Below are 17,188 nucleotides of genomic sequence, written 5' to 3' on the forward strand. Positions count from 1 at the left end.
TTAACCAACCGGGCGCACGCTCCTCATTGCCGGCAAGCCTTCCCGGCCGGCGAGGCGACGGAGCGTTGTCGATGCAGAGGCGTGAGGCAGATCCCGACTTCGAATTGCGGCTGGCCGGCTACGGCATTACCACCGCGGAAATCCTCTATCGCATGCCGGATCATCCTGGCCTGCTGCAGACCTTCTCCTGGCAGTTCAACGACATCGCACCGGATTATCCGCGGCTGAAACGCTTCCTCGACCACTGGGAGCGCGAGATCGAAGGGATTATCCATTCGGTGCGGGTGATGCATTCGGGGCTTCTGACGCCCCGCGAGGTGCGCATCGTGCGCGACGCGGGCAAGCTGCACTGAGGCCTACGCCGGCTGGAGATCGACTCCTGCCCGGCGCAGTCTTTCCGGAGCAGCAACAGTGAGTTCCGGCCGTCAGCTCCAGTGCCGGAGCAGCCGTCTGCGCGCGGCCGCGATGCGGCTCAGATCAGCTTCAGGCCCTTGAGGCTGGCATGGCCGCTGCGCCCGACGATGATGTGGTCGTGAAGTGCAATGCCGAGCGGCCGCGCCGTCTCGGCGATGGTACGCGTCATGTCGATGTCGGCGCGCGACGGCGTCGGATCACCCGACGGGTGATTGTGGACGAGGATGACCGCCGTCGCCGAGAGCTCCAGCGCGCGGCGCACCACCTCGCGCGGGTAGACCGGCGTGTGGTCGACGGTGCCTGTCTGCTGCACTTCGTCGGCGATCAGCGCATTCTTCTTGTCGAGGAAGAGGATGCGGAACTGCTCGCGCGTCTCGTGCGCCATCGCCGCCTTGCAGTAGTCGAGCACCGCAGCCCATGACGACAGCACCTCGCGTTGGCGAACCGCCGAGCGCATCGCCCGCTGGTTCAGCGCCGCGATGACGGCGAGATCGGTCGCAACCGCGTCTTTGACGCCAGGCACCTCGGTCAGGCGCCGCGGCGGGGCGTTCAGCACCTCCGACAGCGAGCCGAAGCGGGCAATCAGGGCCTTGGCGATGGGCTTGACGTCGCGCCGCGGGATGGACCGGAACAGCACCAGCTCCAGAAGCTCGTAGTCGGCGAGCGCCGTCGCGCCGGACTCCTGGAATCGCTCGCGCAGTCTTTCGCGATGGCCGTCGTGGTGCTTGCCGGTCGCTGCGGATCGAGTCTCCCGTTGAAGCGCGTCCGCCGGAGCCTCGTCGAGGCCGTCGTCTTCGGCTCGATCGTACTCCTGCGGCGCCATCGACGTGCCGTCAGGCCGAAAGGTCGAGGGAGAGGCCCGGCGTCTCGAACCCGCCTGGCGAGCGGGTGAACACCTCGACGCCATTCTCGGTGACGCCAACGGTATGCTCATACTGCGCCGACAGGCTGCGGTCGCGTGTGACGGCGGTCCACCCGTCGCCGAGGAGCTTCACATGCGGCCGACCGAGATTGATCATCGGCTCGATGGTGAAGATCATGCCCGGGCGCATCTCGGCGCCTTCGCCATACCGGCCGTAATGCAGGATGTTCGGCGCGTCGTGGAAGAGCTTGCCGACGCCATGGCCGCAGAAGTCACGCACCACCGAGCAACGCTCGCCCTCTGCATAGGCCTGGATGGCGGCCCCGATGTCGCCGACGTGCTTGCCCGGCTTGACCTCCTCGATGCCGAGGAGGAGCGAGCGGTAGGTGACCTCGCAGAGACGTTCGGCCGCCCGCTTGACGTTGCCGACGAGGTACATGCGCGAGGCGTCGCCATGGAAACCGTCGACGATCAGCGTGACATCGATATTGACGATGTCGCCGTCTCTCAGCGGCTTGTCGTTCGGGATGCCGTGGCAGACGACGTGGTTGATCGAGGTGCAGACGCTCTTGGTATAGCCGCGGTAGTTCAGCGTCGCCGAGACGGCGCCGTTGGCCAGCGCGAATTCGGTGACGGCCCGATCGATCGCATCGGTGGTCACGCCCGGCTGGATCATCGGCACGAGGCTATCGAGGCAGCGTGCCGTCAGCTGGCAGACATGGCGCATCGCCGCGAAGGCCGCGGCGTCATAGAGGCGGATGGCGCCGGTGTTGTGCGTCGGATTGGCTTCGGCGGCGAGATAGGTGGTCATGGTTCCGCAGCGGCTTCAGGCGCGGTCGACAGCTCGATCCGGCCTTCTTGGGGGAGGCGGCCGGCCCGGCCGTTCACAGTGATGTCGCACCGAAGCCTGGCGTCTTCAAGACAAAAGGCGGCTGCAGCGATGCGAAGCGCCGCCATCTGCGATCACGACCTCACCTTGACGTATGAGCCCGGTGCATCCTCGATGGGCGCGAGCTTGCCGCCGCCCGGCTCGCGTGCGGGAACGCGCTCCCCGGCATGGGGCTCGATCCACGCTTGCCAGTGCGGCCACCAGGAGCCCTTCGTCTCCGTCGCCTCGGCGAGCCAGTCGTCGAGTGTCTCGACAGCTGTCGGCGCGGGCCCAGTCCAGTACTGGTACTTGCCGCGTGCGGGCGGATTGACGACGCCGGCGATGTGGCCGGATCCGGTGAGGACATAGGCGACGTCGGAGCCAAAGGTGCGCGCGCCGATGAAGACGCTGCGCGCCGGCGCGATATGGTCCTCGCGGGTCGCGAGATTGTAGATCGGGATCTTCACGCGCGAGAGATCGAGCGGCTGGCCGTCGATCTCCATCTCGCCATGGGCGAGCCGGTTCTGCAGATAGCAGTTGCGGAGATAGAAGAGGTGGTTCGCCCGCGGCATGCGGGTGGCGTCGGCATTCCAGTAGAGGAGGTCGAACGGCAGCGGCTCGCGGCCACGCAGGTAGTTGTTGACGAAGTAAGGCCAGATCAGGTCGCTGGAGCGGATGAGGTTGAAGGCGGACGCCATGTGCGAGCCTTCGAGATAGCCCTTGGCCATCGCGGCTTCGATGCGCTCGATCTGTGGCTCGTCGACAAAGACCTTGAGGTCGCCCGGCTGGGTGAAGTCCACCTGCGTCGTCAGAAGCGTCGCCGAGACGATGCGCCCGTCGCTGATGGCTGCAAAATGGGCGAGGGCAGCGGCAAGCAGCGTGCCGCCGACGCAGTAGCCGACGGCGTTAACCTCGCTCATTCCGGTCGCCTCGCTGATCGTCTCGAGGCCGAAGCTGATCCCCTGGCAGATATAGTCGCGCCAGTCGAACGCCGCGTGGCTTTCCGTCGGATTGACCCAGGAGATCACGAAAACGGTGTGGCCCTGCTCGACCATCCAGCGGATCAGCGATTTCTCCGCGTTGAGGTCCAGGATGTAGAACTTGTTGATCCAGGGCGGCACGATCAGGATCGGCCGGGCGAACACCGTCTCGGTCTGCGGCGCATATTGAATGATCTGGCAGATCGCGTTCTGCGCGACGACCTTGCCCGGAGTGTTTGCGAGATCGCGGCCGACCTCGAACTTGGAGAAATCCGTCTGGCGCAGGCGCAGATTGCCGCGGCCGGCTGCCATGTCCTCGGCGAACATCGTCATGCCGCGCACGAGGTTAGCGCCGTTCGAAGCCAGCGTCTCACGCAGGAGCTCCGGGTTGGTCGCGACGAAGTTCGACGGTGAAATGGCATTGGCGATCTGGCGGACATAGAAGGCCGCCTTGTGCCGCGTATGCGGGTCGAGATCGCCGGCGCGCTCAACCATGTCGTCGGCCCAGCGGCTGGTGACGAGATAGACTTGGCGCAGCGCGTCGAAGAAGGGGTTCTCGCTCCAACCTTTGTCGGCAAAACGCTTGTCGCTGGCGGCGGGCGGCTCGGCAGGTGCCGCGTCCCTGATCGCCGAGAGGCGCTGGATGGCGTTGCTCCAGACGCCGAGATAACCCGAGAAGAGGCTCATCTGGGCCTCGACCGTCCGGGTCGGGTCGGCCATCCAGTAGTTCGTCACCTTGGAAAGCGTCGCGGCCACATCGGCAAGGCTCAGCGGACCGTCATCGACGATGTCGCCGCGCTCGCGCGGCTCGACCCAGGCCGATGCCGCCCGGCCGAACTGCTCGAAGGCGTGCGCCATGTTGCGCAGGAAGGCCTCAGGATCCTTCGGCAGGAAATCGCCGGCAGCACCCGCAGCATCCGTGTCGTCACCAGCGGTGTCGTGTCCCGCCTTATCGCCGGCCATGGCAGTTCCTCCCTCCGACGTTTCCGATGATTATATGCGGCAGCCGCCGGCTTGTTCAGCACCAAAGCGCATGCCATCGGCATCATCCATGCCGCAGCCGCTCGGCTCTGCCGCAACTTGCTTTTGATAAAGAGCGAACCTTCCGCTATGGAGGGACGATTCAAGGAGGATCGGCCATGGTGAGAGTGCTTCCGTTCGGGCTTGGCCTGCGGTTTGCCGCCGCCGCTGCCGCGACGATTCTTCTCTCTGCCTGCCAGTCCGACGATGCGGCCCTTTATGCCGATCCGGCCGTCGCCTCCATGCGCTCGGCGGTGCCGGCCAACCTGCCGTCGACGCAGCAGCTCGATGACGAGGGCTACCCGCTTGTCGGCGCCTATCCGACGTCGGCCGCCACGCAGCTGAAGGACGCAGAGGTGGTCAACGAGCGCCGCGGTCTTCAGGCCGCCGCCAGCGTCCAGAACGCGGCTGCGGTCAGCACCTCGGCGGCCTACGGCCAGTCGATCCGCGATCTCTCCGCGATCCAGAAGAAGCAGCGCGCCGAGGCCGAGGCGGCTCTGGCGCAGCGGCGCGACCCGGCGATTACCCCTGCCTCGGCCGAGGCCGTCCTGAGGCAGATCGAGGGGCAGTAGCGCCCACCCGAATGCCACTGGCGGATCAACCGCTTTTTTGATCGGATGGCCCTCTGGGCATCTTTGCAAACAGTTCGCAGCACGGCCGCAGTGTCGGCCAGGAACGGTCACCCATGGAAGAGTTTCACAAGGTCAGGCGGCTGCCGCCCTACGTCTTCGAGCAGGTCAATCGGCTGAAGGCCGCCGCCCGCAACAAGGGCGCCGACATTGTCGATCTCGGCATGGGCAATCCGGACCTTCCGACGCCGAAATTCGTGGTCGACAAGTTGTGCGAGGCGATCCGCGACCCGCGGACGCATCGTTATTCCGCCTCCAAGGGCATCGCGGGACTGCGCAAGGCTCAGGCTGCCTATTACGCCCGTCGTTTCGGCGTGAAGCTCAATCCGGACACGCAGGTCGTCGCGACGCTCGGCTCGAAGGAAGGCTTTGCCAACATGGCGCAGGCGATCACCGCGCCTGGAGACGTCGTGCTCTGCCCGAACCCGACCTATCCGATCCACGCCTTCGGCTTCATCATGTCGGGCGGCACGATCCGCTCGATCCCGGCCAAGCCCGACGACGATTTCCTGGCCGCGATCGACCGCGCGGTGCGCCACTCGATCCCGAAGCCGATCGCGATCATCCTGAACTATCCGGCCAATCCGACAGCCTACCAGGCGGATCTCGACTTCTATGCGAAGGTCGTCGCCTTCGCCAAGAAGCACGAGATCATCGTCCTGTCCGATCTCGCCTATGCCGAGATCTACTTCGACGGACCGCCGCCGCCGTCGATCCTGCAGGTGCCGGGCGCCATCGACGTCGCCGTGGAGTTCACCTCCATGTCGAAGACGTTCTCGATGCCGGGGTGGCGCATTGGCTTTGCCGTCGGCAACGAGCGCCTGTTGGCGGCGCTGGCGCGGGTGAAATCCTATCTCGACTACGGCGCCTTCACGCCGATCCAGGTCGCCGCGACGGCGGCACTGAATGCCGACGATACGGCGATTGCCGAGGTGCGCGACATCTATCGCCGCCGCCGCGACGTCATGGTCGATTCCTTCGCCCGCGCCGGCTGGGATGTGCCGCCGCCGTCCTCGACGATGTTCGCTTGGGTGCCGCTGCCGGAGGCCTACCGCTCCCTCGGCTCCCTGGAGTTCTCCAAGCTGCTGATCGAAAAGGCGGATGTCGCCGTCGCGCCGGGCATCGGCTTTGGCGAGCATGGCGATGACCATGTCCGCATCGCGCTGGTGGAGAACGAGCACCGCATCCGCCAGGCGGCGCGAAACATCCGCCGCTTCCTTGCCAGCGAGGCGGAAGCCGGGCAAAAAGTCACTGCCGCACACGCGAGCGCCTGACGCTCGCGCCTTCCAGACGCATTCTCGAGGACTGTTATGGCTAGCCCGATGAGGCTCGGCGTTGCCGGGCTTGGAACGGTCGGCGCCGCGTTGGCCCGGCTGATCGCCGACAAGAGCGATGCTCTTGCCCTGCGTGGCGGCCGCTCGATCGAGATCACCGCTGTCTCGGCCCGCAACAGGAGCCGGGACCGGGGCGTCGATCTGTCCGCCTTCTCCTGGTTCGACGATCCCGTGGCTCTGGCGCGCGAGGGGGAGATCGACGTGTTCGTCGAACTCGTCGGCGGCTCGGAAGGGGCGGCGCTGGAGGCGGTGAAGGCGGCGCTGAACCGGGGCATCCCGGCGGTAACCGCCAACAAGGCGCTGCTGGCGCATCACGGCGTGACGCTTGCCAAGCTCGCGCAGCGAAAGGGGACGACGATCCTGTTCGAAGCAGCGGTCGCCGGCGGCATCCCGATCATCAAGACCCTGCGCGAGGCGCTGCGCGGTAACGACGTCAGCCGCGTCTACGGCATCCTGAACGGCACCTGCAACTACATGCTGACCCGCATGGAGAAGGAGGGGATCGCCTTCGCCGACTGCCTCGCCGACGCGCAGCGGCTCGGCTATGCCGAGGCCGATCCGACCTTCGACATCGGCGGCTTCGACGCCGCCCACAAGCTGACGATCCTGACCTCGCTTGCTTTCGGCTGCGAGATCGATCTCGAATCGGTGTTCATCGAGGGCATCTCGGACGTCACCACCGAGGACATTGAGGCGGCGGCCGAACTCGGCTACCGCATCAAGCTTCTCGCGGTGGCGCAGCGAACCGACAGCGGCATCGAGCAGCGCGTCCATCCGACGATGATCCCCGCGCATTCGGCGCTGGCGCAGATCGACGGCGTCACCAACGCGGTGGCGGTCGACACCGATCTCCTCGGTTCGATCCTGCTTGCAGGGCCCGGTGCCGGCGGCAACGCGACGGCCTCGGCGGTGCTCTCGGATATCGTGGATCTGGCATCCGGCGCCCACTGCCCGACGCTCGGCATCCCGGCGGCGAGCCTTGCTCCCTATAAGCGGGCGCGTATGCGGGCGCATGAGGGCGGCTACTATATCCGCCTGTCGGTCTTCGACCGCGTCGGCGCCTTCGCCTCGATCGCCCGGCGCATGGCCGAGAACCAGATCTCGCTGGAATCGATCGTGCAGCGCCGGCGCGCTGAGCGGCCTGACGACGTCACCGCACCGGTGATCCTGATCACCCACGAGACGACAGAGGCGGCCGTGCGAAAGGCGCTCGACAGCGTCTTCAAGGATGGCCACCTGAAGGATCAGCCGCGGATGATCCGGATCGAGGCGCTCGACTGATCTTGCAACTGCCGAACGGGCCGTCGTCCTGATGCCCGACGACATTGCGTTTTCATGTTGGACGCGCATATCTCGACGGCACGCGGCATCCGGTGGGAGACGGGCGCCTCGCTCGTACCCATCCTGATCATAGCCGCGGTGCGACCGCGTGGGAGAGAGGCATGAATGACACGGCGGGGAGGCTCTTGCCGCTCGACCGGCTGCTGACGATGGAGATCGCCCGGGTAACCGAGGCGGCGGCGGTCGCGGCTGCGATGCTGCGCGGGCGCGGCGACGAGAAAGCGGCCGACCAGGCCGCCGTCGACGCGATGCGACGTGAGCTCAACAAGCTCGCCATCGACGGCACGATCGTCATCGGCGAAGGCGAGCGCGACGAGGCGCCGATGCTGTTCATCGGCGAGACCGTCGGCACCGGCAACGGGCCGGCGGTGGACATCGCGCTCGATCCGCTCGAGGGCACCACGATCTGCGCCAAGAACCTGCCGAACTCGCTGGCGGTGATCGCCGTCGCGCCGCGCGGCAGCCTCCTCAACGCGCCCGACGTCTATATGGAGAAGATCGCGGTCGGCCCCGGCTATCCCGATGGTGTCGTGGATCTGTCGCGCTCGCCCGAGGCGAACCTTCTGGCGATCGCCGAGGCGAAGGGGGTGCCGGTCACCGAGGTCACCGCCTGCATCCTCGACCGTCCGCGTCACGCTGCGCTGATCGAGGCGGTGCGCGCGAGCGGTGCGTCCATCCGGCTGATCGGCGATGGTGACGTTGCGGGCGTCATCCACACCACCGATCCTGACGAGACCGGGATCGATGTTTATATGGGGATCGGTGGGGCGCCCGAGGGCGTTCTGGCCGCTGCGGCACTGCGCTGCATGGGTGGGCAGATGCAGGGCCGCCTGCAGCTCAATACCAACGAAAAGCGCGCTCGGGCCGAGAAGATGGGCGTCAGCGACCCTTATCGCATCTATCGCGAATACGAGATGGCTTCGGGCGACGTCATCTTCGCGGCGACAGGGGTCACCGACGGCAACCTCCTCGAAGGCGTGCGTTTCTATCCCAACCGGATTGAGACGCACACGCTGGTGATGCGCTCGCACACGCAGACGGTCCGCGAGGTGCGCGGACGCCATTATGACCGGCGTAAGTTCGGTCTCTAGAGCGTCAGTTCGACGGACACCCATGGCAGGCAAGGAGCGGCCGTTCCTCGGCATCGAGCGCTCGATCGGGGGGCGGCGCTGGATCCATGCGCTTGACGAGCGGGCGGAGGCGCAGGCGCTGCGGATGGCGCAGCTGCATGGCCTGCCCGATGTCGTCGCACGCGTTCTGGCGGCCCGCGGCGTGGCGGCCGACGCGGCGCCGGGCTTTCTCGATCCGACCCTGCGCGCGCTGATGCCCGACCCATCGCGGCTGACCGACATGGATCTCGCAGCATCGCGCATCGCCGATGCCATCGACCGCCGCGAAGGCGTCGCGATCTTCGGCGACTACGATGTCGACGGCGCCGCGTCGGCGGCGCTGCTCTGCCGTTACCTCCGGCATTTCGGCATCGACGCGACCATCCGCATTCCGGACCGGATCACCGAGGGCTATGGGCCGAACGATGCGGCGATGCGCGAACTCGCCAGCGCCGGCGCGAGCCTCATCGTCACGGTCGACTGCGGCACCGCCTCCTTCACGCCGGTCGAGGCCGCCCGCCGGGTCGGCGCGGACGTCGTCGTGCTCGACCACCACCAGACCGGTCCCGACCTGCCGCGCGCCTTCGCGCTGGTCAATCCGAACCGGCAGGACGATACGAGCGGGCAGGGGCACCTTGCCGCCGCGGGCGTGGTCTTCATGACGCTCGTTGCGGTTTCGCGCGAGCTGCGCCGCCGCGGTCGCCCGGCGAGTGCGCTGCCCGACATCATGGAGCATCTCGACCTGGTGGCGCTCGCGACGATCTGCGACGTCGTTCCGCTCACCGGGCTGAACCGCGCCTTCGTGGTGAAGGGCCTCGCCATGCTGCGCCAGCGCCGCAACGCCGGCCTGAAGGCCCTCGCGACGATCGCACGGCTGTCAGGTCCAGCCGACAGCTACCATCTCGGCTTCATCCTCGGGCCCCGCATCAATGCCGGCGGGCGCATCGGCGAAGCTCATCTCGGCAGCCGTCTCCTGACACTCGACGACGACAACGACGCGACGGCGCTTGCCGAGCAGCTGCATCTCCTCAACGAAGAGCGCCAAGCGATGGAGCGAGCGATGCTTGCCGAGGCCGAGGCAGAGATCCTCGCCGAGATCGGCGCCGGCGAAGGACCCGCGATCCTCGTGACGGCCTCGGAGCGTTGGCATCCCGGCATTGTCGGGCTGATCGCGGCGCGGCTGAAGGAGCGGCACCGCCGGCCCGCCTTCGCGATCGCCTTCGACGCGGACGGACGTGGAACGGGCTCGGGCCGCTCCGTCGCCGGCGTCGATCTCGGAGCCATGGTTCGGGAGGCCGTCGCGGCCGGGATCCTGGAAAAAGGCGGCGGCCATGCCATGGCGGCCGGCATCACCGTGCGGCGCGAACGCCTCGGCGATTTCCGCGCTTTCCTGGAGATGCGAGGCGGAGCTGCCGCGGACGCCCGGCGTGCAGGCGAATCGCTGCGCCTCGATGGTGCCGTCAGTGCCATGGGCCTGACGCCGCAGCTGGTCGATTCGCTGGAGCGGGCAGGACCCTTCGGCGCAGGACACGCGTCGCCTGTCTTTGCACTGGCGCGCCACCGCATCGCCTCGTCCTCCGTCGTCGGCCAGGGCCATGTGCGCGCGACGCTGAAGGCGGCGGATGGATCGACGGCCTCCGTCATCGCCTTCCGGGCTGAAGACACCGATCTCGGGCAGCGGCTGCTGCGCGATCGCGACCGGCCGGTGCATGCAGCCGGGACGATCAGCCTCGACCGCTATCGCGGCCGCGAAGACGTCTCGTTCCGGCTGATCGATCTCGCGGAAGCGTTCGAGTAGCGCGCAAGACGCACGATCGAAAGACCTGCAGAGTATCTGTGCTTTGGGAGAGGGATGGTACGCCCAAGGGGAATCGAACCCCTGTTTGCGCCGTGAAAGGGCGCCGTCCTAACCGCTAGACGATGGGCGCAGCGAGGGCTGTATACGGTGCTTCGCCGGGTCCTGCAAGGGTCCGGCGAAGCTAGCTTTCGCGATTATTCCAGAAGCCGTCCGATAGCCGAGCTCCGGATGAAGACGGGGCTGCCCGCGAGCAGCGCCGCCGGAACCGCGTCGGCGTCGGGTGCATCGGCCGGGGCCTGCCGGCCCTATCGACCGCAGAGCGGTTGCTGCGGCGATACGCGCAGGACCATCATCGAGCACCTGCGAGCCGTCGCCCTGCGCAGGGACGGCCCGGTTGATGACGGATCAGGAGTTGTCCGAATTGCCGCTGGCGACACGACGACGCTGCCGGCACTGCCAGTTCCAGTCGCGCTCGCGGCCGGTGTCGACATGGATGGCGGTCGTGTAGCAGTAGGTGCCGACGCCGCCGCGGCCCGGCAGCGAGCGCACGAAGCTCGCGACAGTGAACTTATCGACGCCCGGTACCTGGATGTCGGCGGCCTTGCACTGCATGTGCATCGAGCGGCGCGCGCCGTTGACGCGACGATTGTGTGAGGGGCTGCGATAGCCCGAGGTCACCACGACCTTCTTGCCGAACTTCTGCTCGACGGCGCGGAGAAGGCCCACGAGATCGCTGCCGAAGCATGCGGTCTGGACGTCCTCGCGCTGCACCAGCAGCCCGTTCGGCGACAGGCGCGCCATGCCGGTCAGCGCGGCGACCTGATAGCTGCGCTGATCGCTGGCGTCTTCGATCATGTCCTCGTCGTCGGCCGAGGCTCGCTGGCCGATCTCGAAGAGCGAAGACGGGTCGACACCGGGCAGGGCGTTGTCGGACCCGACCGGCACAGGCGGACCATCGGTCTTCAGGATGACGCGGCGGCCCTTGTCCTTTTCTGCATTGCGGATCGGTGTCTTGGCTTTCGAATCGGCGAAGAGAGAGGCGAACAGCGTGTTGTTGGCCTGCGGTGTGCTGCTGCTTCCGCGCACCGTGCCGCCGGCATAGGCGGCAATCGAGGTGCGGCCGGTCGCGATCGGCTTGTCGCCGTCGTCCTCAGCGGCGTCGCCCTGCTTCAGCGGCGGCATGATGCCCGGACCTGAGGTCGGGGTGAGGAGGGCGGTCTTCTTATCCTCGGCGTCCGAGGTCTTTGCCTCAGCCTCGGCGGCGGTTGCCTTGCCCGCAGTGGAACCGGCAGCAGCAGCCAGCGTTTCAGCGGTCTCAGCGCCCGCTTTGTCGTCTTCGCCCGAAGCGACGCTCGACGCGTCCTCAGCCGGGCTTCCAGGCGTCGACGCGCTGGCACCCTGCGGGTTCGCATTGAAGCCGAAGGACGACGTGTCGTCGACGGCTGATACGCAGCTGCTGACCAGAGGTGCCGAAAGGCACACCGCAGCCAGGAGCGTGGTGCGGCGCAGAAGCGCGATGCAGGCGCGCGGCGTCTTGATCGTCAAATCACGGTCCACCCTCTCGACGGACATGCCCGAGCGGCATCTCCGGTCCGTCGATGACGGCGCCTGCGGCGCGTCGTCTCGGCGGCATTTGCACTTTGACCGGTCTGGTCCCCACCAGAGCTGCCGCAGAGATCGCGGCAGCCGACCGATCAACCTTACAGGAATTTAACCCGGTCCTGCCCGTATGGCTACAATGCGGCGTCAGAAAGGCGTCACCAGCTGCCGGTGTTCGGCATCGAGCTCCAAGGCTCGGCCGGCGCCTTGGCTTCGCCTTTCTGAAGCAGCTCGAAGGAGATGCCGTCCGGCGACTTGATAAAGGCCATGTTGCCGTCGCGCGGAGGCCGGTTGATCGTCACGCCGGCTTCCATGAGCTGCTGGCAGTAGGCGTAGATATCGTCCACCTCGAAAGCGAGATGCCCAAAGTTGCGTCCACCCGTATAGGTCTCCGGGTCCCAGTTGAAGGTCAGCTCGAGCAGCGGTGCCTTCGTTTCCCTCGCGGTCGGAGCATCGCCCGGCGCGGCGAGGAAGATCAGCGTATAGCGGCCCTTCTCGTTCTCCGTCCGGCGGGTCTCCACCATTCCCATCTTGGTGCAGTAGAAGTCGAGCGACTCGTCGATGTCCCGGATTCGGACCATGGTGTGAAGGTAGCGCATCAACTGTCTCCAATTCGTCCGGCTGATGGTAGGGCGGGCCGGACCGCAGCCAACCGTGGCCTCGAAGATTCAGCGATCCTGTCTCGCTGATCGAAAGGTTGAGGATCACTGCGGATCGCCAAGCCATAAACCCATTTGGCTGCCGTGGAGCTTGCGCAGTGGCCGAACGAGCGCAAAGCGTCGATCGCAGCCGCTGATCATCCGTAACATATAGAGGAGTAACGGGCGGGCGAAGCTTCAGGAATCAGCTCGAATAAATAGACTTGCTGATGCTTGTCACAGGCGTCTGCAGGTCAACATTGGCTGTCTGTAGAATTCGAGCGAATTCCATCGCCGACCCTTGGCGGACTGCGCCGTTCTGATGCTATCCTCGGTCGGCATGATTCGTTTGGGCTGGAAATGCGGGCCTGCCTGATGCCGAATAGATTGTTTGCACAACCTCAGGATGACGGTGCCGAGTCACAGGCATCGAGCGCCGGCCTTGAGGTCGTTTCGGGTCACATCAAGTGGTTCGATGTCGCCAAGGGCTTCGGCTTCATTATCCCCGATGACGACGGTCCGGATATTCTCCTCCATGTCACCTGCCTGAGGCGGGATGGCTATTCCACCGCGCTGGAGGGCACTCGGCTCGTCTGCGAGGTGCAGCAGGGAGAACGAGGCTTGCAAGCATTTCGCATCCTGTCGATGGACCGCTCGACCGCCATCCATCCGTCGCAACTGCCGCCGTCGCGCACGCATGTGAATGTCGTGCCGACCAGCGATCTCGAGCCGGCCGTCGTGAAATGGTTCAACCGCACCAAGGGATACGGCTTCGTCACGCGCGGCGAGGGGACGGAGGATATTTTCGTACATATGGAGACGCTGCGCCGCTTCGGCATGACAGAGCTGCGGCCCGGCCAGACCGTGCTCGTGCGCTTCGGCGAAGGATCAAAGGGCCTGATGGCGGCGGAGGTGCATCCCGAGACGGGACCGGCACTGATGGTGTCGCATTGATCGGCGCGACCAAATCCGGGCGGACACGGTGGATCGGCGGCCTGGCCGCTGCCGCTGCGCTCGGCGGGTCGATCCTCTACGCCGTTGCCGGCGCCGGGACGTCCGAGGCGACACTGGTCACATCGACGGGACGTCACTCGATCACCGTCGAGATCGCCGACACGCCCGAGGCGCGCGCGACGGGCTTGATGAACCGCCCGTCCATGCCGAAGGATCACGGCATGCTGTTCAGCTTCGAGCAGACGGAACCGGTTTCCTTCTGGATGAAGAACACGCTGATTCCGCTGGACATGATCTTCATCGGGGAGACCGGCGTCGTGGAGCGGATTGCGACCAACGTGCCGCCGTTGTCGCTCAAGACCGTGCCATCCGGGAAACCGGTCCGCTACGTGCTGGAGCTGAACGGCGGGGCCTCGGCCGGCTACGGCCTCAAGGATGGCGACCGCGTCGAGCACGCGCTGATCGGCGCCAAGCCGTAGAGCCTCGAGCGGTTCTAGGTCAAAGGCCGGTGACGGCTGCGTCGCCGGTTTCGCGCTTCAAGCCCGTTCTGCCGACCCCATCGACCGACCGCAGATGGCGCGTCCCGGCGCCATCTTTCGGTTCAGAGCTGCGTCCGATTGAGGTCCGAACTCCCGCGTTCCGGCTACTGGATGATCACGCCTTTGCGGGCGGTCGGGCCGTCACCGGGTGCCTTTGCCGCTGCCCAGCGGATGGGATTGTAGTAGATCGGGAAGGCCTTCTGCGTGTCAACGCCGGCTTCGTCACGGTAGTGCCCTTTGTAGGCGGCCGCGACGATGCGACCATTCTCATGGATCATGAACATGACGCAGCCCTCATGCGTTTTGCCCGGTGTCAGGCTAGCTGCCGGCTTGGTGGTGCATTTGTTGAAGCTACCGCCGCTCATCGCCAGCGCGGGGGAATGGACCTGATCTCGGTCGTCGATGGCGACGAAGGCGCCGACCTGCTGGGCCGAGAGGTCTTCGCCGCTCGCGTTCGTGTATTCGTATCGCACATAGAAGGGACGCGCATTCGCCAGCTCGGCGGGCACTTCGAAGCCCTTTAGATCGTCGGCAGAGCCTTCCTCGATGGCCGTGACCTTTAGCTCGATCGGCACCTCAGGTCCTTTTGGCACGAGGTGCGGGACCGTGGCGGTTTCACCGAGCTGAAGCTGCGAGCCGGCCTTCTCGAACTCCTCGGCCAGAGCCGGCGCGGTGATGGCAATCGCCATGATCATGGCGAGATACGGAAGTCTCTTCATGCAGAACATCCCTGATTATGTGCGCGGCGTCCGATGAGCTGCGCGGGTTTCTCCTTGTGGGCATCGACGATCTGCTCATGAGCAAGGGCATCACCACGGTGATGATCATCGACCGTCCGCAGGGTTAGGGATGGAATGGAGCAAGTTTGCGGCCCTGCCACCGTCTGGTCCTGCGCGAGCCCATAGCGGGAAGGAGGACGGCTGATCGTCTCTAACCGGCGAGTCCTCGCGATAGCGAGAATTGTACTGCTGCGGGACGGCGCCCGGCGCTATGGTTGAATGCGGGTCGGTGGGATAGATGGAGCCATGCCTATCGCCGAAAACATCCATCGCCTCCGCGTCACCGACGGCAAGACGATCCAGGACGTCGCTGAGGCGACGAAAATCGCACCGGCCATTGTAGCAGCCATCGAGAACGGACGCCTATCGGCGCCGCGAACGGTTGTCAGCGCTCTGGCGGCCCACTTCGGCGTCAGCGTCGAGACGTTGGAGGGTTGAGCAACCACTGCCCTCGATACGGCTCCTGAGTCTCTTGGGGCTCGAGACTGAGGTGATCCACCGCGGCGGATCCTAGCGCTCCCTCGAAGCTGTCGAGTTCGCCACCCTCTAACGGGTCGACTGGTTCAACAACCATCGGCTGCTGGAGCCGATTAGAAACATCTCACCCGCCGAGGCCGAAGCCGCATACCACTTGCAGCTTGAGGTCGTCCCCGTCGCCGCGTAGCACTTGCATGAATAGCCTGCCGTAAACACGGTGCGGCTCGCTCGCAGCGATGCTGCCACGGAGGAAGAGGTGCAACGTCAGGCCGGCGTCTATGACGCCATGCCGAAACTTGCAGTGATATGCTCACAATATCGAGGAGCGCGGCGACCTTGCCGCATCTCTTAGATGCACCCTGCGATCGCATCGGGTCTTTAGCATGAAGCTCGTCATCCACATCGGTATTCACAAGACGGGGACCTCTGCTCTACAGGGCTTTCTCCACACCAACCGCGAGCGTCTGCGTGACCGTGGCATCTGGTATGAACCGCCAGAGGGGCATAAAAATCACACATTACGGGTGTTTGAATTTCGACCTGGGGAGACATACTCGCCGGACGCTTTCCGGGCTCGCCTGAATGTGGCCGCGGACGAAGGCTGCCCGGTTTACCTGATGAGCTCAGAGGTTTTCGTCCAACGCCCGTTCGACATCGAGGCCTTCGCTCACAGCATCGACGGGTTTGAGACGGAAGTTATCGCTTATCTGCGAGCGCCTGACGATTTTGTTGTCTCCGCCTACAATCAAACCGTGAGGGGAAAGAACGCGCGGACGATTCCTCTGAGGGACAAAATAGGCCCGGATCCAACCTATCGACGCCAGCTGTCGAATTGGATGAGGTCGCAATGGGAGTTGACCCTCGCGCCCTATGACCGGAAGCAGTGGCCGAACGGGAGTATCTTCCTCGATTTCCTGTCGATGCTTCATGTGTTGCCCGATGGTCTGGATATCGAGCCGAGGCAGGACGATGAGAACCGTAGCCTTCCAGCGCCGCTGATCGAGGTGCTCAGAGCCGCGAACATCGTCGGTATTGCCGGTGAGCAGCGGGTTTCCCTCATAAGGGAGCTGCGTGAACTTGGTCGATCAAGACCGGACCTCTATCCCGAAGCTGAGCTCCTGACGGCCGCTGAGCGACGTGCGTACCGAGCCATTTTTGCGGAGCACGTGGAGGCGTATAGGCCTTTTTATCGACCTGGCTTCGACGAGACGTTTCTCCTCCCTTCCTGAGCCTGCCTAGTGGCCCGACTTCTGCAAGCCGCCCCTCTGAGGCGGCTTTCTCGTGCCCGCACCAGAGGAGAACAGCCATGGATCGGAAGGTCTTCGGTAGCGCCTGTGGCCTCGACATCGATGGACGCCAGCGTGAGCAGAACCGCGTTGGCCAGCATCAGCCAGCGCGATGGATCGCATGCCAAAGCTCTCTACGACCCCCGGACCTTGTGAGCGTTGAACCGTCCGCCGTCGTGCCGCCCCGCCGGGTGTGATCCGCGACTTGCTCGCGCTCGTTCTGGAGGCTCGCTCTTGAACCTGTTCGATCAGCAACTCACCGATCAGGGCTTCAGCATGCCGGAGCGCTCGCTCATCGCACCGGCTGGCAACCAGCACGCCAAGGTCGCGCATATGCGCGCATTGAAAGCAGAAGGCGGTAAGCCGAGCGCGTTGCCTTGGATCTTGTTCATCGACGAGCTCGATCGCGCGCTCTTCGGATGAGCGGAGGAGGAGCCCGAGGAGTTCGAGTTTCACAGGGCAGGTGGCTTCGTCTTGCCCGTGCTGGAAATGATGTCCGAACATCGCCATATCCGGATCCGCACCGGAAGCCGGAAAGGCCAGTGTCCCGGAATGATCGTC

The 17,188-nt window shown here is 65.4% G+C and carries 17 protein-coding genes, 1 tRNA gene and 1 pseudogene; 12 read left to right on the forward strand and 7 right to left on the reverse strand.

Annotated features, from left to right (window positions below; translation table 11 throughout):
• Positions 1-71: 71 nt before the first annotated feature.
• Positions 72-353: an usg protein gene (locus C0R46_RS08645; protein WP_102959172.1), complete on the forward strand. Its 282-nt coding sequence runs from the start codon at positions 72-74 to the stop codon at positions 351-353.
• Between the two features lie 119 nt (positions 354-472).
• Here the strand turns inward: C0R46_RS08645 and radC are convergent, their stop codons facing one another.
• From radC to phaC, 3 genes are all read right to left on the reverse strand, one after another.
• A complete protein-coding gene (radC, locus tag C0R46_RS08650) occupies positions 473-1,237 on the reverse strand; it encodes a RadC family protein (RefSeq protein WP_102959173.1) in 765 nt (254 codons plus the stop codon).
• Between the two features lie 10 nt (positions 1,238-1,247).
• Entirely contained in the window at positions 1,248-2,087 is an 840-nt protein-coding gene (gene map, locus C0R46_RS08655; RefSeq protein ID WP_102959174.1) for a type I methionyl aminopeptidase, read from the reverse strand.
• A gap of 152 nt (positions 2,088-2,239) precedes the next feature.
• Complete coding sequence (gene phaC, locus C0R46_RS08660; protein ID WP_102959175.1) at positions 2,240-4,087, reverse strand: class I poly(R)-hydroxyalkanoic acid synthase; 1,848 nt, start codon at positions 4,085-4,087, stop codon at positions 2,240-2,242.
• A gap of 176 nt (positions 4,088-4,263) precedes the next feature.
• On the opposite strand from phaC, the gene C0R46_RS08665 reads away from it, so the two are divergent.
• The 5 genes from C0R46_RS08665 to recJ all read left to right on the forward strand — a co-directional run bounded on the left by C0R46_RS08665 (position 4,264) and on the right by recJ (position 10,355).
• Positions 4,264-4,716, forward strand: a complete 453-nt coding sequence (locus tag C0R46_RS08665; RefSeq protein WP_102959176.1) for a hypothetical protein — start codon at positions 4,264-4,266, stop codon at positions 4,714-4,716.
• A 113-nt stretch (positions 4,717-4,829) separates the two neighbouring features.
• Positions 4,830-6,047, forward strand: coding sequence for an LL-diaminopimelate aminotransferase (locus tag C0R46_RS08670; protein WP_102959177.1), 1,218 nt, complete (start codon positions 4,830-4,832; stop codon positions 6,045-6,047).
• 36 nt (positions 6,048-6,083) lie between these two features.
• Positions 6,084-7,388 carry a homoserine dehydrogenase gene (locus tag C0R46_RS08675; protein WP_102959178.1) on the forward strand — a complete coding sequence of 435 codons (1,305 nt, stop codon included), beginning with the start codon at positions 6,084-6,086 and terminating at the stop codon, positions 7,386-7,388.
• Positions 7,389-7,549: 161 nt separating this feature from the next.
• Positions 7,550-8,539: a class II fructose-bisphosphatase gene (gene glpX / locus C0R46_RS08680; protein ID WP_102959179.1), complete on the forward strand. Its 990-nt coding sequence runs from the start codon at positions 7,550-7,552 to the stop codon at positions 8,537-8,539.
• Between the two features lie 22 nt (positions 8,540-8,561).
• The gene (gene recJ, locus C0R46_RS08685; RefSeq protein WP_102959180.1) at positions 8,562-10,355 is read left to right on the forward strand and encodes a single-stranded-DNA-specific exonuclease RecJ; all 1,794 of its coding nucleotides are present in this window, start codon (positions 8,562-8,564) and stop codon (positions 10,353-10,355) included.
• A gap of 55 nt (positions 10,356-10,410) precedes the next feature.
• Here the strand turns inward: recJ and C0R46_RS08690 are convergent.
• The 3 genes from C0R46_RS08690 to C0R46_RS08700 all read right to left on the reverse strand — a co-directional run bounded on the left by C0R46_RS08690 (position 10,411) and on the right by C0R46_RS08700 (position 12,553).
• A tRNA-Glu gene (locus C0R46_RS08690) sits at positions 10,411-10,485 on the reverse strand.
• Between the two features lie 275 nt (positions 10,486-10,760).
• The gene (locus C0R46_RS08695) at positions 10,761-11,927 is read right to left on the reverse strand and encodes a YcbK family protein (protein WP_245413475.1); all 1,167 of its coding nucleotides are present in this window, start codon (positions 11,925-11,927) and stop codon (positions 10,761-10,763) included.
• Positions 11,928-12,112: 185 nt separating this feature from the next.
• A complete protein-coding gene (locus C0R46_RS08700) occupies positions 12,113-12,553 on the reverse strand; it encodes a VOC family protein (RefSeq protein WP_102959181.1) in 441 nt (146 codons plus the stop codon).
• A gap of 414 nt (positions 12,554-12,967) precedes the next feature.
• Here C0R46_RS08700 and C0R46_RS08705 point away from each other — a divergent pair, with 414 nt between their 5' ends.
• Together C0R46_RS08705 and C0R46_RS08710 are read left to right on the forward strand one after the other, a co-directional pair.
• Positions 12,968-13,546, forward strand: a complete 579-nt coding sequence (locus C0R46_RS08705; protein ID WP_102959281.1) for a cold-shock protein — start codon at positions 12,968-12,970, stop codon at positions 13,544-13,546.
• Positions 13,543-14,025, forward strand: a complete 483-nt coding sequence (locus C0R46_RS08710) for a DUF192 domain-containing protein (protein ID WP_245413476.1) — start codon at positions 13,543-13,545, stop codon at positions 14,023-14,025. The genes C0R46_RS08705 and C0R46_RS08710 overlap by 4 nt, the downstream gene beginning before the upstream one ends.
• A 164-nt stretch (positions 14,026-14,189) precedes the next feature.
• Here C0R46_RS08710 and C0R46_RS08715 read toward each other — a convergent pair whose 3' ends face one another.
• Positions 14,190-14,804 (reverse strand): hypothetical protein, encoded by a 615-nt coding sequence (locus C0R46_RS08715; RefSeq protein WP_102959182.1) that lies wholly within the window; start codon positions 14,802-14,804, stop codon positions 14,190-14,192.
• 306 nt (positions 14,805-15,110) lie between these two features.
• On the opposite strand from C0R46_RS08715, the gene C0R46_RS08720 reads away from it, so the two are divergent.
• The 4 genes and pseudogenes from C0R46_RS08720 (at position 15,111) to C0R46_RS08730 (ending at position 17,050) form a co-directional block, all read left to right on the forward strand.
• Positions 15,111-15,302 carry a helix-turn-helix domain-containing protein gene (locus C0R46_RS08720; RefSeq protein WP_157944597.1) on the forward strand — a complete coding sequence of 64 codons (192 nt, stop codon included), beginning with the start codon at positions 15,111-15,113 and terminating at the stop codon, positions 15,300-15,302.
• Positions 15,303-15,345: 43 nt separating this feature from the next.
• Positions 15,346-15,528: pseudogene (locus C0R46_RS21085) on the forward strand (IS3 family transposase); the annotation flags it as partial.
• A 196-nt stretch (positions 15,529-15,724) separates the two neighbouring features.
• The gene (locus C0R46_RS08725; protein ID WP_157944598.1) at positions 15,725-16,570 is read left to right on the forward strand and encodes a hypothetical protein; all 846 of its coding nucleotides are present in this window, start codon (positions 15,725-15,727) and stop codon (positions 16,568-16,570) included.
• A gap of 291 nt (positions 16,571-16,861) precedes the next feature.
• Positions 16,862-17,050 carry a hypothetical protein gene (locus C0R46_RS08730; protein ID WP_102959185.1) on the forward strand — a complete coding sequence of 63 codons (189 nt, stop codon included), beginning with the start codon at positions 16,862-16,864 and terminating at the stop codon, positions 17,048-17,050.
• The last annotated feature ends 138 nt before the right edge of the window (positions 17,051-17,188 follow it).

This window comes from Mangrovicella endophytica (assembly GCF_002893625.1).
Lineage (GTDB): Bacteria > Pseudomonadota > Alphaproteobacteria > Rhizobiales > Rhizobiaceae > Mangrovicella > Mangrovicella endophytica.